The sequence below is a fragment of the Clostridium sp. NSJ-49 genome (genome assembly GCF_014287725.1).
GTDB classification, from domain to species: domain Bacteria; phylum Bacillota; class Clostridia; order Clostridiales; family Clostridiaceae; genus Clostridium; species Clostridium disporicum_B.
Genome location: NZ_JACOOP010000063.1, coordinates 1 through 17801 on the forward strand (window position 1 = coordinate 1; position 17801 = coordinate 17801).

15 protein-coding genes and 1 other annotated feature are annotated in these 17801 nt (G+C 28.3%); of the genes, 13 read left to right on the forward strand and 2 right to left on the reverse strand.

All coding sequences use genetic code 11. The annotated features are described in order from the left end of the window. Positions 1-309: 309 nt before the first annotated feature. The 3 genes from H8S10_RS16025 to H8S10_RS16035 are packed head-to-tail and all read left to right on the forward strand — an operon-like array spanning position 310 to position 3282. Complete coding sequence (locus H8S10_RS16025) at positions 310-1551, forward strand: pitrilysin family protein (protein ID WP_186839547.1); 1242 nt, start codon at positions 310-312, stop codon at positions 1549-1551. 13 nt (positions 1552-1564) lie between these two features. Further along, complete coding sequence (recX, locus tag H8S10_RS16030; RefSeq protein ID WP_186839548.1) at positions 1565-2200, forward strand: recombination regulator RecX; 636 nt, start codon at positions 1565-1567, stop codon at positions 2198-2200. Between the two features lie 17 nt (positions 2201-2217). Beyond that, complete coding sequence (locus tag H8S10_RS16035; RefSeq protein ID WP_186839549.1) at positions 2218-3282, forward strand: transglutaminase-like domain-containing protein; 1065 nt, start codon at positions 2218-2220, stop codon at positions 3280-3282. Between the two features lie 13 nt (positions 3283-3295). Here the strand turns inward: H8S10_RS16035 and H8S10_RS16040 are convergent, their stop codons facing one another. Further along, positions 3296-3649, reverse strand: coding sequence for a CDC27 family protein (locus H8S10_RS16040; protein WP_055268097.1), 354 nt, complete (start codon positions 3647-3649; stop codon positions 3296-3298). Between the two features lie 300 nt (positions 3650-3949). On the opposite strand from H8S10_RS16040, the gene H8S10_RS16045 reads away from it, so the two are divergent. Beyond that, positions 3950-4897: a carbohydrate kinase family protein gene (locus H8S10_RS16045; protein WP_186839550.1), complete on the forward strand. Its 948-nt coding sequence runs from the start codon at positions 3950-3952 to the stop codon at positions 4895-4897. 66 nt (positions 4898-4963) lie between these two features. Here the strand turns inward: H8S10_RS16045 and H8S10_RS16050 are convergent, their stop codons facing one another. Next, a complete protein-coding gene (locus H8S10_RS16050; protein WP_186839551.1) occupies positions 4964-5515 on the reverse strand; it encodes a hypothetical protein in 552 nt (183 codons plus the stop codon). A gap of 212 nt (positions 5516-5727) precedes the next feature. Between H8S10_RS16050 and H8S10_RS18295 the strand changes: the two genes are divergently transcribed. The 9 genes from H8S10_RS18295 (at position 5728) to deoD (ending at position 17672) form a co-directional block, all read left to right on the forward strand. Next, positions 5728-5859, forward strand: coding sequence for a CPC_1213 family protein (locus H8S10_RS18295; RefSeq protein ID WP_269144303.1), 132 nt, complete (start codon positions 5728-5730; stop codon positions 5857-5859). A gap of 18 nt (positions 5860-5877) precedes the next feature. Next, the gene (locus H8S10_RS16055) at positions 5878-6138 is read left to right on the forward strand and encodes a hypothetical protein (protein ID WP_186839552.1); all 261 of its coding nucleotides are present in this window, start codon (positions 5878-5880) and stop codon (positions 6136-6138) included. Positions 6139-6169: 31 nt separating this feature from the next. Further along, positions 6170-6337, forward strand: coding sequence for a hypothetical protein (locus H8S10_RS16060; RefSeq protein WP_172675757.1), 168 nt, complete (start codon positions 6170-6172; stop codon positions 6335-6337). Between the two features lie 116 nt (positions 6338-6453). After that, complete coding sequence (locus H8S10_RS16065) at positions 6454-10719, forward strand: 2-hydroxyacyl-CoA dehydratase (RefSeq protein WP_186839553.1); 4266 nt, start codon at positions 6454-6456, stop codon at positions 10717-10719. Between the two features lie 33 nt (positions 10720-10752). Beyond that, positions 10753-11032 (forward strand) — a binding site (T-box leader). A 118-nt stretch (positions 11033-11150) separates the two neighbouring features. Further along, the gene (locus H8S10_RS16070; protein WP_186839554.1) at positions 11151-13793 is read left to right on the forward strand and encodes a valine--tRNA ligase; all 2643 of its coding nucleotides are present in this window, start codon (positions 11151-11153) and stop codon (positions 13791-13793) included. A 57-nt stretch (positions 13794-13850) separates the two neighbouring features. Further along, complete coding sequence (locus H8S10_RS16075; protein ID WP_186839555.1) at positions 13851-15170, forward strand: MATE family efflux transporter; 1320 nt, start codon at positions 13851-13853, stop codon at positions 15168-15170. 43 nt (positions 15171-15213) lie between these two features. Next, positions 15214-15429: a DUF3892 domain-containing protein gene (locus H8S10_RS16080; RefSeq protein ID WP_055265983.1), complete on the forward strand. Its 216-nt coding sequence runs from the start codon at positions 15214-15216 to the stop codon at positions 15427-15429. A 148-nt stretch (positions 15430-15577) separates the two neighbouring features. Continuing rightward, entirely contained in the window at positions 15578-16888 is a 1311-nt protein-coding gene (locus H8S10_RS16085) for a folylpolyglutamate synthase/dihydrofolate synthase family protein (RefSeq protein WP_186839556.1), read from the forward strand. Positions 16889-16961: 73 nt separating this feature from the next. After that, positions 16962-17672, forward strand: a complete 711-nt coding sequence (deoD, locus tag H8S10_RS16090) for a purine-nucleoside phosphorylase (protein ID WP_055265979.1) — start codon at positions 16962-16964, stop codon at positions 17670-17672. Positions 17673-17801: the final 129 nt, after the last annotated feature.

A 17801-nucleotide genomic window follows, 5' to 3' on the forward strand; every position in this document is an offset into this window, starting at 1 on the left:
TGTTAATAAAAAGGAAGATAAGATTTGTTCTCTAAGCAAGCTTAAACGAGCTAGTTAGCTCTTTAACAACCTAATATTTTACATTTTATTATCCTCATAGGGATAGTCTGCCCTTTTTTAGGTCACTTTATTACTAATAATCCTAATTTTCCTATTTTTTCATCTCTAATTAATATTCACTTTTTAAAAGATCAATTATGCTCATCTCTATAATTATAAACTATGTTATTATTATTATTGTAATTAATTATTAAACATATTATAGTATTATACTAGAACATTAATTGGAGATGGGAGAGGCAATAGAGAATGATTAAGCTGAATTTTGACGTGAAAAAACATCTATTACCTAATGGGTTAGAGATATTAACAATAAAAAAAGATACACAGATATCATCTGTAAATATAGGGATAAAAGTTGGAGCACTATATGAGAAAGTAAGTGAAAAAGGAATTTCTCACTTTATTGAACATATGCTTTTTAAAGGAACAAATAAAAGAAGCTTTCAACTATTAAATGATGAGTTAGAAGCTTTAGGGGGAGAGTATAATGCATATACTGATTTTACTTCTACTGTTTACTCTATAAGTTGTTTAGAGGAAGAATTGAAAAATGGTATAGAGATTTTAGCAGATATGGTTACTTCATCAATATTCCTTCAAGAAGAAATTGAAAAGGAAAGAGGAGTAATATTAGCAGAAATTAGAACAAGTAAAGATAGTGTTGAAGATTTAAGTTTTAAGAGAGCTAATGAAGTAGCATTTAAAAAAGGCCCTCTTAGATATGATGTTGCTGGAATGGATAAAAATGTAAAAAGATTTAATCATAAAGATTTATATACTTTTTATAAAAAACATTATGTAGCTAATAATTCTGTTATTACAATAGTATCATCATATGAACATGAAGAGGCTCTTAAAATGATACAAGATCAATTTGGAAGTTGGAATAGCGGAGAAGTAAAGTCATTAAAAGTTAAAGACGAAAAAAATATAAATACTAAAGAAGTTACTGTAAAAGAGAATATTGAATTAAATACTATTATATATCTTTATACATTTTATGATTTAGATAAAGAATATGAATTACCATTAAGAATTTTAAATCATAGATTAGGAGAAAGTTCAAATTCTTTATTATTTAGAGAGATAAGAGAGAATAGAGGGTTAGCTTATGATATATACTCGCATCTTGATGTAACCAAACATGTGAAAACATTGTATATATATACAGCTGTAGATGAAGAAGATATAGATAGTGCAATAGAAGCTATTGATGAGACTTTAGCTGGAATAAAAATGGGCAAAATTGAGATTGGTGAAAAAGATTTAAATATAATGAAAAAGGTTCATAAAACTGCTGTAGTGTCAACATTAGAGGATCCAGTGGAATTATGTAGCTATATTTTAACTCAAAGAGTTGAGGGTGAGGATATATTTGAATTTTTAGATGATATGGATAGTTTAAATAATATAACTAAGGATAAAATTTATGATGTGGCAAATAAAGTATTAAATAATCCTACTATTCATATACTAAAGTCTTCATAAGGTGGCAATAATAATGGATATAATAACTAAAATAGAGATTGGTAAGCGTAATAAAGAGAGAGTTAATATATATATAGATGATGAATTTGCATTTTCATTAAGTGCAGAAATAGTATATAAAGAAAACTTGGCTCCTAAACAAGTTATTGATGTTGAGAAGCTTACAAGATTAGCAAGAGAAGATGAATTTATGAAATGTAAAAGCTCCGCTCTTAAAATAGTTGAAAGAAGCTACAGAACTGAAAAAGAAATATTTAATAAGTTGATTACAAAAGAATATAGTAAAGAATCAATAAATAGAACGATAGAATTTTTAAGAGAATATAATCTTATAAATGATAGAAACTACGTTAAAATGTATGTGAAAGACAAATTAAAGAGCCAAGGTAAAAATAAGATTAAGTATAACCTTAAAAGAAAAGGAATCTCTGATGAATTAATAATTGAAGAGCTTTCTAAAATAGATGATGAGGATTCTAAAAATGGAGCAATAATTTTAGCACAAAAGAAATATAATGAGTTAAAGAGAAGAGAAAGTGATCAATATAAACTATCACAAAAATTATACAGATTTCTTATAAGCAAAGGATACAATTATGACCTAGCATCAGATGTTATGAAAGAGGTTATAAAAAAGGATGAGTATTAATTAAAGGAGTATTCTTTATGGAGGAACTTATAGCATACACCATATGCTTTGCTTTTATTTTATTTGGAATTAAAGAAAGTATAAATCTACTAAATACACATAAAAATATTAAATATCCTATAAATAGAACATTATATTATTTATCAATTTTACTGTCATTTTTAATAATTAATAGTAATTTGAATACTATTTTAGCGGATATAATTAAAATAAGTTCTAATTATTTTGCTTTTTATACTATTAGGAATGAGATGATTAGGATTCTTTTATTGGTTTTGATATATTTTATTGTTCATTTTATAATTTATACACTTTTAAAGTTTGTAGTTAAATTATTATACTTATATAAAATATCACAAAAAAAATTTTCCATATTTATATCAGCCATATTAGGTGGAATAAAAGGAATTATTGTTACATTGATAATGTTTATAGGTATTGTAATATTTAATGTGACAATTGGTAGAAATTTTCCTATAAATATTTTTTCGAATATTAGTGGATATAGTATGATTTATGATACTATAAGTCAAAACTTTAATAGTAGTAATTCAAAAATAATATATAGTGATGAAAATAAGTATATACCTACTTCTAATGTGCTAATTTATTATAATGGTGTAACTTTAGAAGATGGTGTTAAGTCAAATAATGAAATAAATAATAAGGCTATTGAAATTACTAAGTATAAAGAAAGTGATTTAGAAAAAGCAAAAAGCTTATATGTATGGATAGGAAGTAATATAGAATATGACTTTGATAAAGCATATAAAACTTTAAATAATGAAAGTAGTGGGAATAGTGGAGCAACAGAAGCTTGGATAACAAGGAAAGGTATATGTTTTGACTATGCATGCCTTTATGTTGCTATGGCAAGGGCTGTTGATTTAAAAGTTAGATTAGTTACTGGTAGTGCATATGATGGAACAAAATATGGACCTCATGCATGGAATGAAGTATATTTAGAAAAAGAAGAACGATGGGTGCCTATAGATCCAACATTTTATATGGCAGGAAATTATTTTGATAATAGTAATTTCTATGACGATCATATAAAAGAAATGATAGCAGGAGAATGGTAAAAGCGCTTTAATATTAAAGCGCTTTTTTATTAGCCATAATTAAATTAATTGCTTTTTCACAATCCTTATCTGTACTATCTAAAGACCATGCTCTGTTAAAGTATATTAAAGCTTTATTAGTATCTTCTTTCATAGCATAACAGTATGCTAAATTAAAGAAGTATTTGCTTTCTTTTTGAATAGAAAGTGCGTTTTTTATCATATCTATAGCAGCGTTAAAATTTTTTAGTTTTATAAAGCATACGCCAGCATTATAATAAGCACAAGCTGTATTTTCTTTAGTTTCAATAGATTTTTTATATAAATCTATTGCCTTATTATATTCTTTTAAATTATAAAGTTTATTCGCTTCACTAAAATAATCCATATGGACCTCCTGTACATATATATACCATTATTATAATTATTGGCATTATAGATGGTTATTATTCACATAAGATATATTATTAATAATATTTATTTTCAAGATTATTACTATTTTATTTAATTAATATTGTTAGTTTCTTAAAAAGAAAGTGTAAAAATTCATAAAAAGCCAATAAATACAACAAAAAGAGAAGCTGAACTAAAAATATCGACAAAATTTTATTTTTTCCTTTATTTTTTTTAGTCTCTTTAATATAATATATTTATCACTCAAAATCGGAGAAAATGTAGCAGGAGAGATATGATGATAGGAAATGATAAGTATATTTTAGTAGTAGGAGCATCAATAGTAGATATAATCGGATTTGGAAAAAAGGAATATAGTCCTAAAGATTCAATTCCAGGATGCATTAAAGTATCCTTAGGTGGGGTATGTAGAAATATAGCTGAGAATTTAGCAAGAGTAGGAGTAAATACAGAATTTATTTCTATTGTAGGTGATGATAGTAATGGAAGAAGCATATTAGAACATTCTAAAAGAATTGGTTATAGAATGGATAATTCATTAGTTTTAAAAGATGGATGCACTCCAACTTATATGGCAATTTTAAACACTGAAGGTGAGATGGAATCAGCCATAGTAGATATGGAAAGCTTAAATAAAATGGATGAAGCTTTTGTAGATTCTAAGGATGAGATATTTGAAAATGCTGAATATACTGTTGTAGATTCAGATAATCCTATGCTGTTAGAGTACATGCTTAAAAAGTATAAAGGAAAGACTAAATTTGTATTAGACCCTGTTTCAGCAAATAAAGCGAAAAAAATTGGTCATTTAGTAAAGTATTTCCACACGGTAAAACCTAATAGATTTGAGGCTGAGGCTTTATGTGGTTTTAAAATTGATACTGATGATGATTTAAAAAGGGCAGCAAGGTATTTTCTAGATCAAGGAGTTGAAAATGTATTTATAAGCTTAGATGCTGATGGAATATATTATTTAACAAAAAATGAAGAAGGTAGACTTGCATGTGGTGACAAAGTTGATGTAAAGAATGTTACAGGAGCAGGAGATTCATTTGTTGCAGGATTAGGTTATGGCTATATGAACAAGTTTTCAACCATAGATACTCTTAAGTATGCTATAGCCATGTCTATAGTAACAATTACTCATGAGGAAACTATAAACCCTCATATGAGTCATGAATATGTTGAAGAATACATAAATAAAATTAATTGGGTAGAATAAAAATTATTGTAATATGTTTGTATAATAATTTTATAAGATACGTTAAAAAGGAAGGTAAAGTTTAAACTATACCTTCCTTTTTATGTTTATTGAATTTATTGAAAGGCCATTTTTTTCAGCTAAATTTTTATAAATATTTAAAGTGTTAATATCGGAAAAGAAAACAGGAAATTTTAAATCGTAATTTCCCCAAATTGTAAAAGGAAAAGTATTTAAATATATTGTGCAGAAAAATAATGCACGAGTATTTAAAATTGTTATAAAGTCCATTAAATTATCATTGTCTAGAGTAAAGTAAACAGAATCATCTTTAAGATTTTTTAGTTCTTGTAGTAAAATTATTTTATTATTATGATCAAGGGCTTCTAGTAAATGTAATATTTCTTCACCATTAAGATTTTTAAGGTAGAAGTCTATAATAATATGACCAGAGTTTAATAATAAAGTATCTTTAAAAAATTTTAAAAATCTATTTTCTTTCTCTGTAAAAGAAAGTAATTTATCATTGCATTCTAATATTCCATTGCTGAAATTATCTAAACCATCACTTATATTATTAAATCGAATGTTTATAAGTTTTTTAAAATTTTCTTTAGATATCGGATATAAATTATTCATTATTACCTCCATATAATTAATAAGTTTATTATAGTCAGATAAGATGATATTTAGCAATACAGTAGAGTTAAAAAATAAGATGATTATAGAATTTTATAACATGGAAGTAATGAGAGAAGCATCATCTTTATGAATATTATAAAACAAATGGAAATTTTCTAATAGGATAAGAAAAGAGAAGATGTACAAGATATAGATGAGGTGATATTTACATGGGAAATCAAATGAAAAAAACTAAAAAACAAAAGAAAAATATAAGTCATAATCCACAAGTGGAGAGCGTAAAAGCATGTTTTGGTGAACCAAAAGCTAAACCATATGATCCGACTGACTTTAAAATATAAATAAAAGGAAGTGTGAATATGGATAAATATGATTATGTTTTTAAATGGTTAAAAAGTGCAACTAAGCCCGAACGTCATATAGATGAGATGGAAGCTTTTGCAAAAAAACATCCGATAATATTTATGAAATTCCACAAAGATTCATCTAAAATAGTTAATAATGATATTAATGATGAAAAGTATATTAAAGCTAAAGAAGAATTAACTAAATTATTTGGTGAAAATGAAGAAGATTTTAGACCTGTATTTAATGCGATTAAAAGCAAGTTTAATTATTAATAAATAAAAAATTATTTTATGAGGTATGTTTATGGATAATAATAAAAATAGAATGAAAGATAGATCTAAATCAAAAAATGAACTTAGAAAAATTGATCCTACAGGTAATTCAGAAGTAGGGATTGAAAATGGAGAAAAAATAGGTGCTCATGCACATAATAAAAAGAGTTATAAAACTTATGAATGGATGAATGATTAAATTTAGTGATGACATACAATTAAGTATGTCATCTTTTTTTTATAATAATAATATTATTAATATATGTAACGTATATTTCAGATATATAAATAATTGATAGGAAGAGAGGTAGAATTATGTATAGAATAGGAATTGATGTAGGATCTACAACAGTAAAGTTGGTTGTTTTAGATAATAAAAATGAAATTATTTATAGTAAATATCAAAGACATTTTTCAGATATAAGAATAAGTATAGTGGATTTAGTTAAAAATGCATACGAAGCTTTAGGAAATATTGATTGTTCAATTGTTGTTACTGGATCAGGAGGGTTATCAGTTTCTAAATGGCTTAATTTAGATTTTATACAAGAGGTTATTGCCTGCTCTAAGACAGTTGAAGTCATGATTCCTGAAACAGATGTAGTTATAGAGCTTGGTGGAGAAGATGCAAAGATAACGTATTTTAATGGTGGCTTAGAACAAAGAATGAATGGAAGTTGTGCTGGTGGTACTGGTGCATTTATAGATCAGATGGCTGTTTTATTGAATACAGATGCTAAAGGATTAAATGAATATGCAAAATCTTTTAAAGTAATTTATCCAATTGCATCTAGATGTGGTGTATTTGCTAAAACAGATATTCAACCACTTATAAATCAAGGCGCACATAAAGAAGATATTGCTGCATCAATTTTTCAGGCTGTTGTGAATCAAACAATTAGTGGATTAGCTTGTGGAAAGCCTATAAGAGGAAATGTGGCATTTTTGGGAGGGCCACTAAACTTTCTATCTGAACTTAGAAATAGATTTGTAGAAACGTTAAGACTAACTAAAGAACAAACTATTACTCCTGAAAATGCAGAATTGTTTGTGGCTATAGGAGCCGCATTATTAAGTGATGAAAATAAACAAGTTTCTTTGAAAGATTTAGTTGAGAGTTTCAAAGGGATTTTAGCAATTAAAGAAAGTGATGTTAAAAGATTGACACCTTTATTTAGAGATGAAGAAGAATATAGAGTGTTTAAAGAAAGGCATAATAAAGCTATTGTAAAAAGAGACGACTTATTAAGTTATAAAGGGAAAGCTTATTTAGGTATTGATGCTGGATCAACCACTACCAAAGTTGCATTAATAAATGATAAGAATGAGCTAATATATTCTTTTTATGAAGGTAATGACGGAGATCCATTAAAAAAAGTAATTAAAATTTTAAATGATATGTATAAAATAATTCCAAAAGACGTTGAGATTGTTAATTCTACGGTTACTGGTTATGGAGAGGATCTAATAAAAGCAGCTTTACATATAGATATAGGTGAAATTGAAACTATGGCTCACTATAAAGCTGCTAGTTATTTCTTACCAGAAGTAAATTTTATTCTAGATATAGGTGGACAAGATATGAAATCTATGGGGATAAAAAATGGGACTATAGATAGTATTCTTTTAAACGAAGCTTGCTCTTCAGGCTGTGGTTCATTTATTGAAGGTTTTGCTAAGTCTCTTGGCATGGATGTTAAAGAATTTGCAAAAGAAGGATTATTTTCGAAAGCACCAGTTGATTTGGGATCAAGATGTACAGTGTTTATGAACTCAAGAGTAAAACAAGCTCAAAAAGAAGGGGCTGAAGTTTCAGATATATCAGCAGGATTGTCCTACTCTGTAATAAAAAATGCTCTATTTAAAGTTATAAAAATGAGAAATGAAAATGATATGGGAGATAAAATAATAGTTCAAGGTGGAACTTTTTATAATGATGCAGTGCTTAGAAGTTTTGAGATTATTTCAGGTAAAGAGGTTATTAGACCAGACATAGCAGGCATAATGGGAGCATTTGGATGTGCGATAATTGCAAAGGAGAGATATATAGAAGGAAGAAAATCAAGTATTCTATCTAGTGAAGAAATTAAGAAATTTCAGATAGAAACTGATTTTTCAAGATGTGGTAGATGCGGGAATAATTGTTTACTAACAATAAATAAATTTTCAAATGGAGAAGAATTTATTTCAGGTAATAGGTGTGAAAAAGCACTTGGTATAATTAAAAATAAAAATGAAGAAATTCCCAATCTATATAAGTATAAATACAAGAGAATATTTAGTTATAAACCATTACCAATAAAGGAAGCTAAAAGGGGTGTTATTGGTATTCCGAGAGTGCTAAATATTTATGAAAATTATCCATTTTGGTTTACTATGTTAACAAATTTAGGGTTTAGAGTAATACTTTCAGATGCTTCTAGCAAAAAGATATATGAGTTAGGTATAGAAACTATACCATCAGAGTCAGCTTGTTATCCTGCTAAGATAAGTCATGGACATATAATGAACCTTATCAATAGAGGAATAAAGACGATTTTCTATCCTTGTATTCCTTATGAAAAAAAGGAATTTAAAGATGCGACTAATCATTATAATTGTCCTATAGTAACATCTTATCCAGAGGTTATACGAACAAATATTGATGAATTAAAAGAGAGAAATGTTAAGATTATAGAACCATTTTTATCTTTGGACAATTATAAAGTTTTAGCTAAAAGAATTGTTGAAGAATTTAAAGATTATAACATATCTTTAGATGAGACTAAGGAGGCAATAAAAAAAGCTGCAGTTGAGAGATTAGAATGTAAAAGAGATATAGAGAAAAAAGGAGAAGAGGTTTTAGAATATTTAAAGGTAAATAACAAAAAAGGGATAGTTTTATGTGGAAGACCATATCATATTGATCCTGAAATAAATCACGGTATACCAGAAATAATTACATCTTATGGTATGGCAGTATTAACAGAAGATAGTATATCTCACTTGGGCAAACTAGATGATCCTTTAAGAGTTGTAGATCAATGGATGTATCATTCGAGACTTTATAGAGCAGCATCATTTATATCTAAGAATCCATATTTAGAAATAATACAATTAAATTCATTTGGATGTGGCTTAGATGCAGTAACAACAGATCAGGTATCAGATTTGATTATTTCAAAAGGAAAAATATATACAGCTTTAAAAATAGATGAAGGAAATAATTTAGGTGCAGCTAGGATAAGAATTAGATCTCTATATGCTGCTATAAAGGAAAGGGAAAGATTAAATTATAAACCGATAGAAGAGAAAATAGAATATAAACCACCTATATTTGTAAAGGAAATGAGAAAGAAACATACTATATTATCACCTCAAATGTCGCCTATACATTTTGATTTATTAGAAAAAGCAGTGAAAGAATGTGGATATAATGTAGAAGTATTACCAGCTATGGATATTAAATCTATTGATGAAGGGTTGAAGTATGTAAATAATGATGCTTGTTATCCATCAATAATAGTAGTTGGTCAAATCATAAATGCTTTAAAGTCAGGAAAGTATGATGTAAATAATACTTCAGTATTAATAACTCAAACAGGGGGAGGCTGTAGAGCTACAAATTATATTGGTTTTTTAAAGATGGCTCTTAAAGATGCAGGATTTGAAAATGTTCCTGTAATTTCACTTAATGCGTTAGGTATGGGTGAACAACCTGGTTTTAAAATAACACTTAAATTTATAAGTAGAGCTATAATGGCTTTAGTTTATGGAGATTTATTTATGAGAGTTTTATACAGAACAAGACCTTATGAGAAAAATAAAGGTGATGCTGAGAGATTGTATGAATTCTGGAATGAAAAAGTAAAAGAAAATCTTGAAAATGGTAATAGAGGTATCTTTAATAAAAATATAAAAGAAATAATAAAAGATTTTGATAATTTAGAATTAAATGATATTAAAAAGCCAAGAGTAGGTGTAGTAGGTGAAATATTAGTAAAATATCATCCAACAGCTAATAATGATATAGTTAATATTCTAGAAAGTGAAGGAGCAGAAGCTGTTGTTCCAGATTTGTTAGATTTCTTTATGTATTGCGCATATGATTCAGGATATAAAGCTGAGTATTTAGGAAAGAGTAAAATAAGTAAGAATATAGGGAATATAGTTATAAGCTATTTAGAGAGTTACAGAAAAGTTATGATAGAAGAACTTGCAAAAAGTAAAAAGTTTGATTCACCAAAGCATATAGCTGAATTAGCTAAATTGGCACAGCCAATTTTATCTATAGGAAATCAGACTGGTGAAGGTTGGTTTTTAACTGGGGAAATGATAGAGCTTATAAAAAGCGGAGTTAATAATATAGCTTGTGTACAACCTTTTGCATGCTTACCTAACCATGTGACAGGAAAAGGGATGATAAAGATACTAAGAGAACGATATCCGAATTCTAATATTGTAGCAATAGATTATGATCCAGGAGCATCTAACGTTAATCAAGTTAATAGGATAAAATTAATGTTATCAGTTGCAAAGAAAAATTTAGAATGTGATAGAGTTAGTAATAAAGAAATTGTAGATAATATATTGACAAAATAAAAAAAATATCATAGTATAAAGTAAAATTAATATATAAAAACTGTGAAAAAGAGGAGTAAGAATAGGAAGTATTAAGAGAGGAAGGCCTTGGCTGTAAGCCTTCTATATGAAATATTCTGAAGGTAGCTTTTGAGTTTCTTAGCTGAAATTATAGTAAGTTAAGACGGCTAATCTAGTCGTTATTAAATTAAGAGCCTGAGATTTAAAAAGGAAATATCTATTCATATTTAGTAGATGTAAGTTCCATTATCTAAATTAAAATTTAGAGTGTCACTCAGGAATAAAGGTGGTACCGCGAGTCTTCGTCCTTTTTTGGACTAAGGCTCTTTTTTATTTTTATGTAAAGTTAATTTTTGTAAAGTAGTCTTTATAAAGTAGTCTTTATATAAGAACTTTAAATATATAAGAAACTTATTCAGGAGGTTTTATTTATGGAAGAGAAAAAGAATTTATCTACAACGTATAATCCAAAAGAATTTGAAGAAAGAATCTATAAAACATGGGAAGAAAAGAAATATTTCACTCCTGTCGTTGATAAAACTAAAAAGCCATTCACAATAATGATGCCACCACCAAATATAACTGGTAAGCTTCACTTAGGGCATGCATTAGACAATACTATGCAAGATATGCTTATAAGATTTAAGAGAATGCAAGGATACTGCACATTATGGCTTCCAGGAACAGACCATGCTTCTATAGCTACAGAAGTAAAGGTTGAAAATGAACTTTTAAAAGAAGGTAAAGTTAAAAAGGAAATGGGAAGAGAAGCTTTCTTAGAAGAAGTTTGGAAATGGGCTGAAGAGTATAAGGGAACTATTAGAGGACAGCTTAAGAAATTAGGTGTTTCTTGTGACTTTACTAGAGAAGCATTTACTATGGATGAGAATCTAAATAAAGCTGTTAGAACAGTTTTCGTTAAGTTATATAATGATGGATTAATATATCAAGGAAACAGAATAACAAACTGGTGTCCAAAATGTACAACTGCTTTATCTGATGCAGAAATAGTTTATGAAGAAAAAGAAGGTAGCTTCTGGCATATAAATTATCCTTTATCTGATGGTTCTGGATACTTAGAAATAGCTACGACAAGACCAGAAACATTACTTGGAGATACTGCAGTTGCTGTTAATCCAAATGATGAAAGATTTAAACATCTTATTGGTAAGACTTTAAAATTACCTCTAACAGATAGAGAAATTCCAATAATCGGAGATGATTATGTTGATATTGAGTTTGGAACTGGTGCAGTTAAGATAACTCCAGCCCATGATCCAAACGACTTCCAAGTTGGGCAAAGACATAACTTACCACAAATTAGAGTTATGGATGACCACGGAGTAATTAATGAATTAGGTGGAAAATATCAAGGTTTAGATAGATATGAAGCTAGAAAACAAATGATTAAAGACTTAGATGAGCAAGGACTTTTAGTTAAGATAAAACCTCACACTCATAATGTTGGTACACATGATAGATGTGGAACTGTTGTTGAACCGATAATATCTCAACAATGGTATGTAAAGATGGAATCTTTAGCAAAACCAGCTATAGAAGTTGTTAAAGAAGGAAAAACTAAAATTGTTCCAGAAAGATTTGAAAAAATATACTTCAACTGGATGGAAAATATTCAAGACTGGTGTATTTCAAGACAATTATGGTGGGGACACAGAATACCTGTATTCTACTGTAACGATTGCGGACATATGATGGTAGAAGTTGATGCACCAACTAAATGTTCAAAATGTTCATCAGAAAACTTAAGACAAGATGAAGATGTATTAGATACTTGGTTCTCATCTGCATTATGGCCTTTCTCAACATTAGGTTGGCCTGAAAAGACACCAGATTTAGATTACTTCTATCCAGGAAATGTATTAGTTACTGGCTATGATATAATATTCTTCTGGGTTGCTAGAATGATATTCTCAGGATTATACAACATGGATAAGACTCCATTTGATACAGTGTTAATGCACGGTATTATAAGAGATTCGAATGGTATAAAAATGAGTAAATCTTTAGGAAATGGTGTTGACCCACTAGAAGTAATTGAGGAATTTGGAGCAGATGCTTTAAGATTTATGTTAGTAACAGGAAGTTCACCAGGAAATGATATAAGATATATTCCAGAAAAAGTTGAATCAGCAAGAAACTTTGCTAATAAAATTTGGAATGCATCAAGATTTGTTATGATGAACCTTGATACTGAATTAATGAATAAATATGCTGATTGTACAGAATACAGCTTAGCTGATAAGTGGATTCTTTCAAGAATGAATACTGTAGTTAAAGAAGTTACAGAAAACTTAGAAAAATATGAACTTGGTATAGCAAACCAAAAGGTTTATGATTTCATGTGGACTGAATTCTGTGATTGGTATATTGAACTTGTAAAACCAGTATTCTTTAGTGATAATGAAAAAGCTAAGGGAGTAGCTTACAACGTATTGTATACTGTATTAACTACAGGTTTACAATTATTACACCCAGCAATGCCATATATAACTGAAGAGATATATACTACTTTAACTAATGGTGAATCTATAGCAATATCTAATTGGCCTGAATGTAATGAAAGTTTAGTAGATGCAAAAGCAGTAAAAGATATGGATTATATCATAGAATCTATTAAGGGATTAAGAAACTTAAGAGCTGAAATGAATGTACCACCATCAAGAAAGGCTAAGGTTATTTGCTATATTTCTAATGAAGCTAAGGATGCATTCACAGCAGGTATACCATATATTGAAAAATTAGGTTCAGCTTCAGAAGTAGAATTTATAGCTGATAAAGCTCTTGTTCCAGAAAATGCAGTATCTTTAGTAGTTAAAGGTGGAGAGTTATTTATGCCACTTCTTGACTTAGTAGATAAGGATAAGGAACTTGAAAGATTAGGCAAAGAAAAGACTAAATTAGAAGGTGAAATAACTAGAATAGAAAAGAAACTTTCTAATCAAGGATTTGTTGCAAAAGCTCCTGAAGCAGTAGTTGAAGGTGAAAAAGCTAAGATGGCTAAGTATCAAGAAATGCTTGATGCAGTTTTAGTAAGAATTGAAGCATTTAAATAGTAGTATTGAGACTGTCTCGTAAGGGGCAGTCTTTTATATAGAAAATTGGGGGGAATCATGGATTTAGTAAAGGATGATGTAAAAAAATTATTTTTAAAATATTTCTTTCCAACAGTAGGAGCTGCATTAGTTACATCTATATATATTCTATTTGATACGATTTTTATTGGACAAGGAGTAGGTGGTGACGGACTTGCAGCTTTGAATATAGTGTTACCAATATACTCTTTAGTCTTTGGAGTTGGATATCTAATAGGAGTAGGTGGTTCTACTGTTTTAGGAATAGAAAGAGGTAGGGGGCATAATGATAAGGCCATAGATATATTTAGTTTATCAGTATATATATCTATAGCTTCAGCAGCACTTTTTCTAGTTGTAGGCAAATTTTTTATGGATGATATAGCCTTAATGCTAGGAGCTACTGATATAACTATTAGTTTGATAGAAGAATATATGAAAATAGTTGCTTTAGGTTTTGTTCCTTTTACAATAGGGTCTACACTTCAAGGATTTGTGAGAATAGATAAGAATCCAAAGCTTGCTATGATAGCTACAATTACTGGTGGATTAATAAATATTATATTAGATTATATATTTGTATTTCCTCTGAATATGGGAATGTATGGTGCAGGACTTGCAACAGTTCTTTCATATACTATAAGTATGGGGATATTGTTAACACATTTTTTATCTAAAAAAAATACTTTGAGACTAAATTATAGATGCTTTAGATATAAATATTTATCTAGAATAATTAGCAATGGAATTCCAAGTTTCTTTATAGAAATGTCTACAGGAGTAATAATATACTTATTTAATTTTCAACTATTGAAATTTATAGGAGAGACTGGCGTAACAGCATATAGCATAATATCTAACACAGCTATAATTTTTATTTCTATAAGTAATGGAATTTGTCAGACAATACAGCCTATAGTGAGTGTAAATATAGGAGCTAAAAAATATAAAAGAGCTATGGAGTTTAGAAAGATAGCATTCTATGTTGCTATTATATTTGGATTAACGGCTACTATTTTAGGGTTTTTATTCCCAGAAGAATTGATTAAAGTATTTGTAACTCCAACTGAAGAGATAAAACAAATTGCAGTTGTTGCCATTAGAATGTACTTTACAGCATTTATAATAATGGGAGCGAACATGGTATTAGCTGGATACTTTCAAGCTATAGAGATGCCAAAAGTAGCAATAATTATTTCATCATTACGTGGGTTAATAGTTGTAGGAATATTAATATTTGTATTACCATGTTTTTTAGGAGTAAGTGGAATATGGCTTAGTGTACCGATAACAGAATTAATTACTTTCATTGTAGCTATATATATAAGTAATAGAACTTTTAAAGAAAAATACGTATAAAATATCTGTACTAGCTTAAAATATTACTAAGAGGTGATGTTTTATGGCACAAAGAATTACAGACACTATAAAAGATAGTAGTGGAGAAATAACTCATTATATATTAGATAGTGGAGAAAAGCTTGAAAAAGCAGATGGTGTTAATAGAGCAAAAAATGGCGAGATTGAAGGAGTTATAATTGCTCATTCAAGAAAAGGTGAGGAGTACCTAAGAACTAAGCCAGATGGAAATGAAGGAAATAACCTATCTTCATTATAAAATATAGATATTAATCATAGATACCATTAATATTTTAATGGTATCTTTTTATTGTGTAAAATTTGATATTTTAAAAGTTTTTATTTATAATTATGTCTAAATAATGGGAGTAAATATACATTAGATTTTAAAGCAAAGAGGTAAAAAGATGAATTATAATGAAGCAATGAAATACATAACTGAAGTTGGAAATTTTGGGTCGAATTATGGACTAGAGAGAACTTTTAGATTATTAGAACTTTTAGGAAATCCACAAGATAATTTGAAATTAATACATGTTGCAGGCACTAATGGTAAAGGGTCTACCACAGCAATGATAACAAAAATGCTAAATGGATTAGGATATAAAGTTGGTATGTATACTTCACCTTTTCTGGAAGAGTTTGAAGAGAGAATTCAAATAAATGGAGAAAATATTCCTAAAGATGTTTTAGCGGAACTGGTGACTTATATTAAGCCCTATATAGGTAAGGTTGAAGAGGAAGGATATGGGCACCCAACTGAATTTGAAATGATTACTGTTTTAATGCTTCTTTATTTTGAAAGAGAGAAGATAGATTTTGGAGTAGTTGAAGTTGGATTAGGCGGAAGATTAGATTCAACTAATGTAATTATCCCTATAGTATCAGTAATTACATCTATTAGCTTTGATCATACTAATTTATTAGGAAATAATCTAAGAGAAATTGCTGGAGAAAAATGTGGAATAATAAAAAGAAATATTCCTACTATAGTATTTCCTCAACAGGAAGAAGTTATGGATGTAGTTATTAAGAAATGCGAAAAAGAAAATTCAAAGTTATATATAGTTAATTTTAATGATGCCGAATTATTAGATATTGTTAAAGGTGATAAACCATTTCAAAAAGTAAAGATAAAAGGCGAAAAAGAGTATATATTAGAATTACCTTTATTAGGAGAGCATCAAATATATAACTTAGCTTTGGCTATAAAGGTTATGGAAGTTGTAGAGAAACAAGGATTTATACATTTAAATAATAAAGCGATTGAGAATAGTGTAAGAGAAGTAATGTGGAAGGGAAGATTAGAAGTATTAAGTAATAATCCCTTAATAGTTATTGATGGAGCACATAATATTCAAGGAATAACTACTTTAAAAAATAATATACAAAAATACTTCAATTATAAAGATGTATATTTGATTTTAGGTATTTTAGCTGATAAAGATGTAGAGATGATGGTTAAAGAGATTACACCATTAGCTAAAAAGGTTTATGCTGTAACTCCACACTCTATAAGAGCTGAATTAGCTCAAGACTTAAGAGATGAAATTATAAAGTATAATGAAAATTGTAAAGCATATGAAGATTATGAAGAAGCATTTAATAATGCTTTAAAAGATGCAAAAGAAAATGATTTAATAATTGCAAGTGGATCATTGTATATGATTGGTGATATGCGAAAATTAATTACTAGAAAATATATTAATAAAAAATAAAAAGCCTGTATTTACTATTATATTAGTATGTAATATACTATGTATAATACATGAGTTGTTAGGAGGAATAAATATGTCAAAACATTTACATATTATGGCTAAAGAAGGTTCTATAGCAGAAACAGTATTGCTACCAGGAGATCCTTTAAGAGCGAAATTTATAGCTGAAAATTTTTTAGAAGATGTAGTTTGTTATAATGAAGTTAGAGGAATGTATGGTTATACAGGAACATATAAAGGTAAAAGAGTATCAGTTCAAGGTACAGGAATGGGATTACCTTCACATTCTATTTATGTAAATGAATTAATACAATTTTATGGTGCTAAGAGATTAATAAGAATAGGTTCAGCTGGATCTTGTAACGATAATGTGAATGTAAGAGATATAGTACTTGCTCAAAGTGCATCAACAAATTCTGGAATTAACAAAAGAAGATTTAATGGTTTAGATTATGCACCAAGTGCTAATTTTCAATTATTATATGAAGCTTATAATATAGCAAAAGCAAAGAATGCAAATGTAAAGGTAGGAAATGTTTTATCAAGTGATTTATTTTATGATGATACAAATCATTTTTCATTAAAGACTTGGGCAGAATATGGTGTATTAGCAGTTGAAATGGAAACTGCAGAGCTTTATACACTTGCTGCAAAATATGGAGTAGAAGCTCTATCTATACTAACAATTTCAGATCATATTTTTAAAGGAGAAGAAACTTCACCAGAAGAAAGACAAAATACTTTCACAGATATGATGGAAATTGCTTTAGAATTAATAAAATAGTATTTTAAAGGGGGCTGTATCAAAAAAAAATTGATATTTGCCGATAAAGAAAAGGAAGTTCGAATTTGAACTTCCTTTTTTGCGCATAGTAATAATATGAAAAACTTCACAAAAAATGTGATTCCTATG

Bases quoted from the DNA above. Each gene is read 5' to 3' on its own strand.
- H8S10_RS16025 (WP_186839547.1), top strand. From the start codon at position 310: ATGATTAAGCTGAATTTTGACGTGAAAAAACATCTATTACCTAATGGG.
- recX (WP_186839548.1), top strand. From the start codon at position 1,565: ATGGATATAATAACTAAAATAGAGATTGGTAAGCGTAATAAAGAGAGA.
- H8S10_RS16035 (WP_186839549.1), top strand. From the start codon at position 2,218: ATGGAGGAACTTATAGCATACACCATATGCTTTGCTTTTATTTTATTT.
- H8S10_RS16040 (WP_055268097.1), bottom strand. From the start codon at position 3,649: ATGGATTATTTTAGTGAAGCGAATAAACTTTATAATTTAAAAGAATAT.
- H8S10_RS16045 (WP_186839550.1), top strand. From the start codon at position 3,950: ATGATGATAGGAAATGATAAGTATATTTTAGTAGTAGGAGCATCAATA.
- H8S10_RS16050 (WP_186839551.1), bottom strand. From the start codon at position 5,515: ATGAATAATTTATATCCGATATCTAAAGAAAATTTTAAAAAACTTATA.
- H8S10_RS18295 (WP_269144303.1), top strand. From the start codon at position 5,728: ATGGGAAATCAAATGAAAAAAACTAAAAAACAAAAGAAAAATATAAGT.
- H8S10_RS16055 (WP_186839552.1), top strand. From the start codon at position 5,878: ATGGATAAATATGATTATGTTTTTAAATGGTTAAAAAGTGCAACTAAG.
- H8S10_RS16060 (WP_172675757.1), top strand. From the start codon at position 6,170: ATGGATAATAATAAAAATAGAATGAAAGATAGATCTAAATCAAAAAAT.
- H8S10_RS16065 (WP_186839553.1), top strand. From the start codon at position 6,454: ATGTATAGAATAGGAATTGATGTAGGATCTACAACAGTAAAGTTGGTT.
- H8S10_RS16070 (WP_186839554.1), top strand. From the start codon at position 11,151: ATGGAAGAGAAAAAGAATTTATCTACAACGTATAATCCAAAAGAATTT.
- H8S10_RS16075 (WP_186839555.1), top strand. From the start codon at position 13,851: ATGGATTTAGTAAAGGATGATGTAAAAAAATTATTTTTAAAATATTTC.
- H8S10_RS16080 (WP_055265983.1), top strand. From the start codon at position 15,214: ATGGCACAAAGAATTACAGACACTATAAAAGATAGTAGTGGAGAAATA.
- H8S10_RS16085 (WP_186839556.1), top strand. From the start codon at position 15,578: ATGAATTATAATGAAGCAATGAAATACATAACTGAAGTTGGAAATTTT.
- deoD (WP_055265979.1), top strand. From the start codon at position 16,962: ATGTCAAAACATTTACATATTATGGCTAAAGAAGGTTCTATAGCAGAA.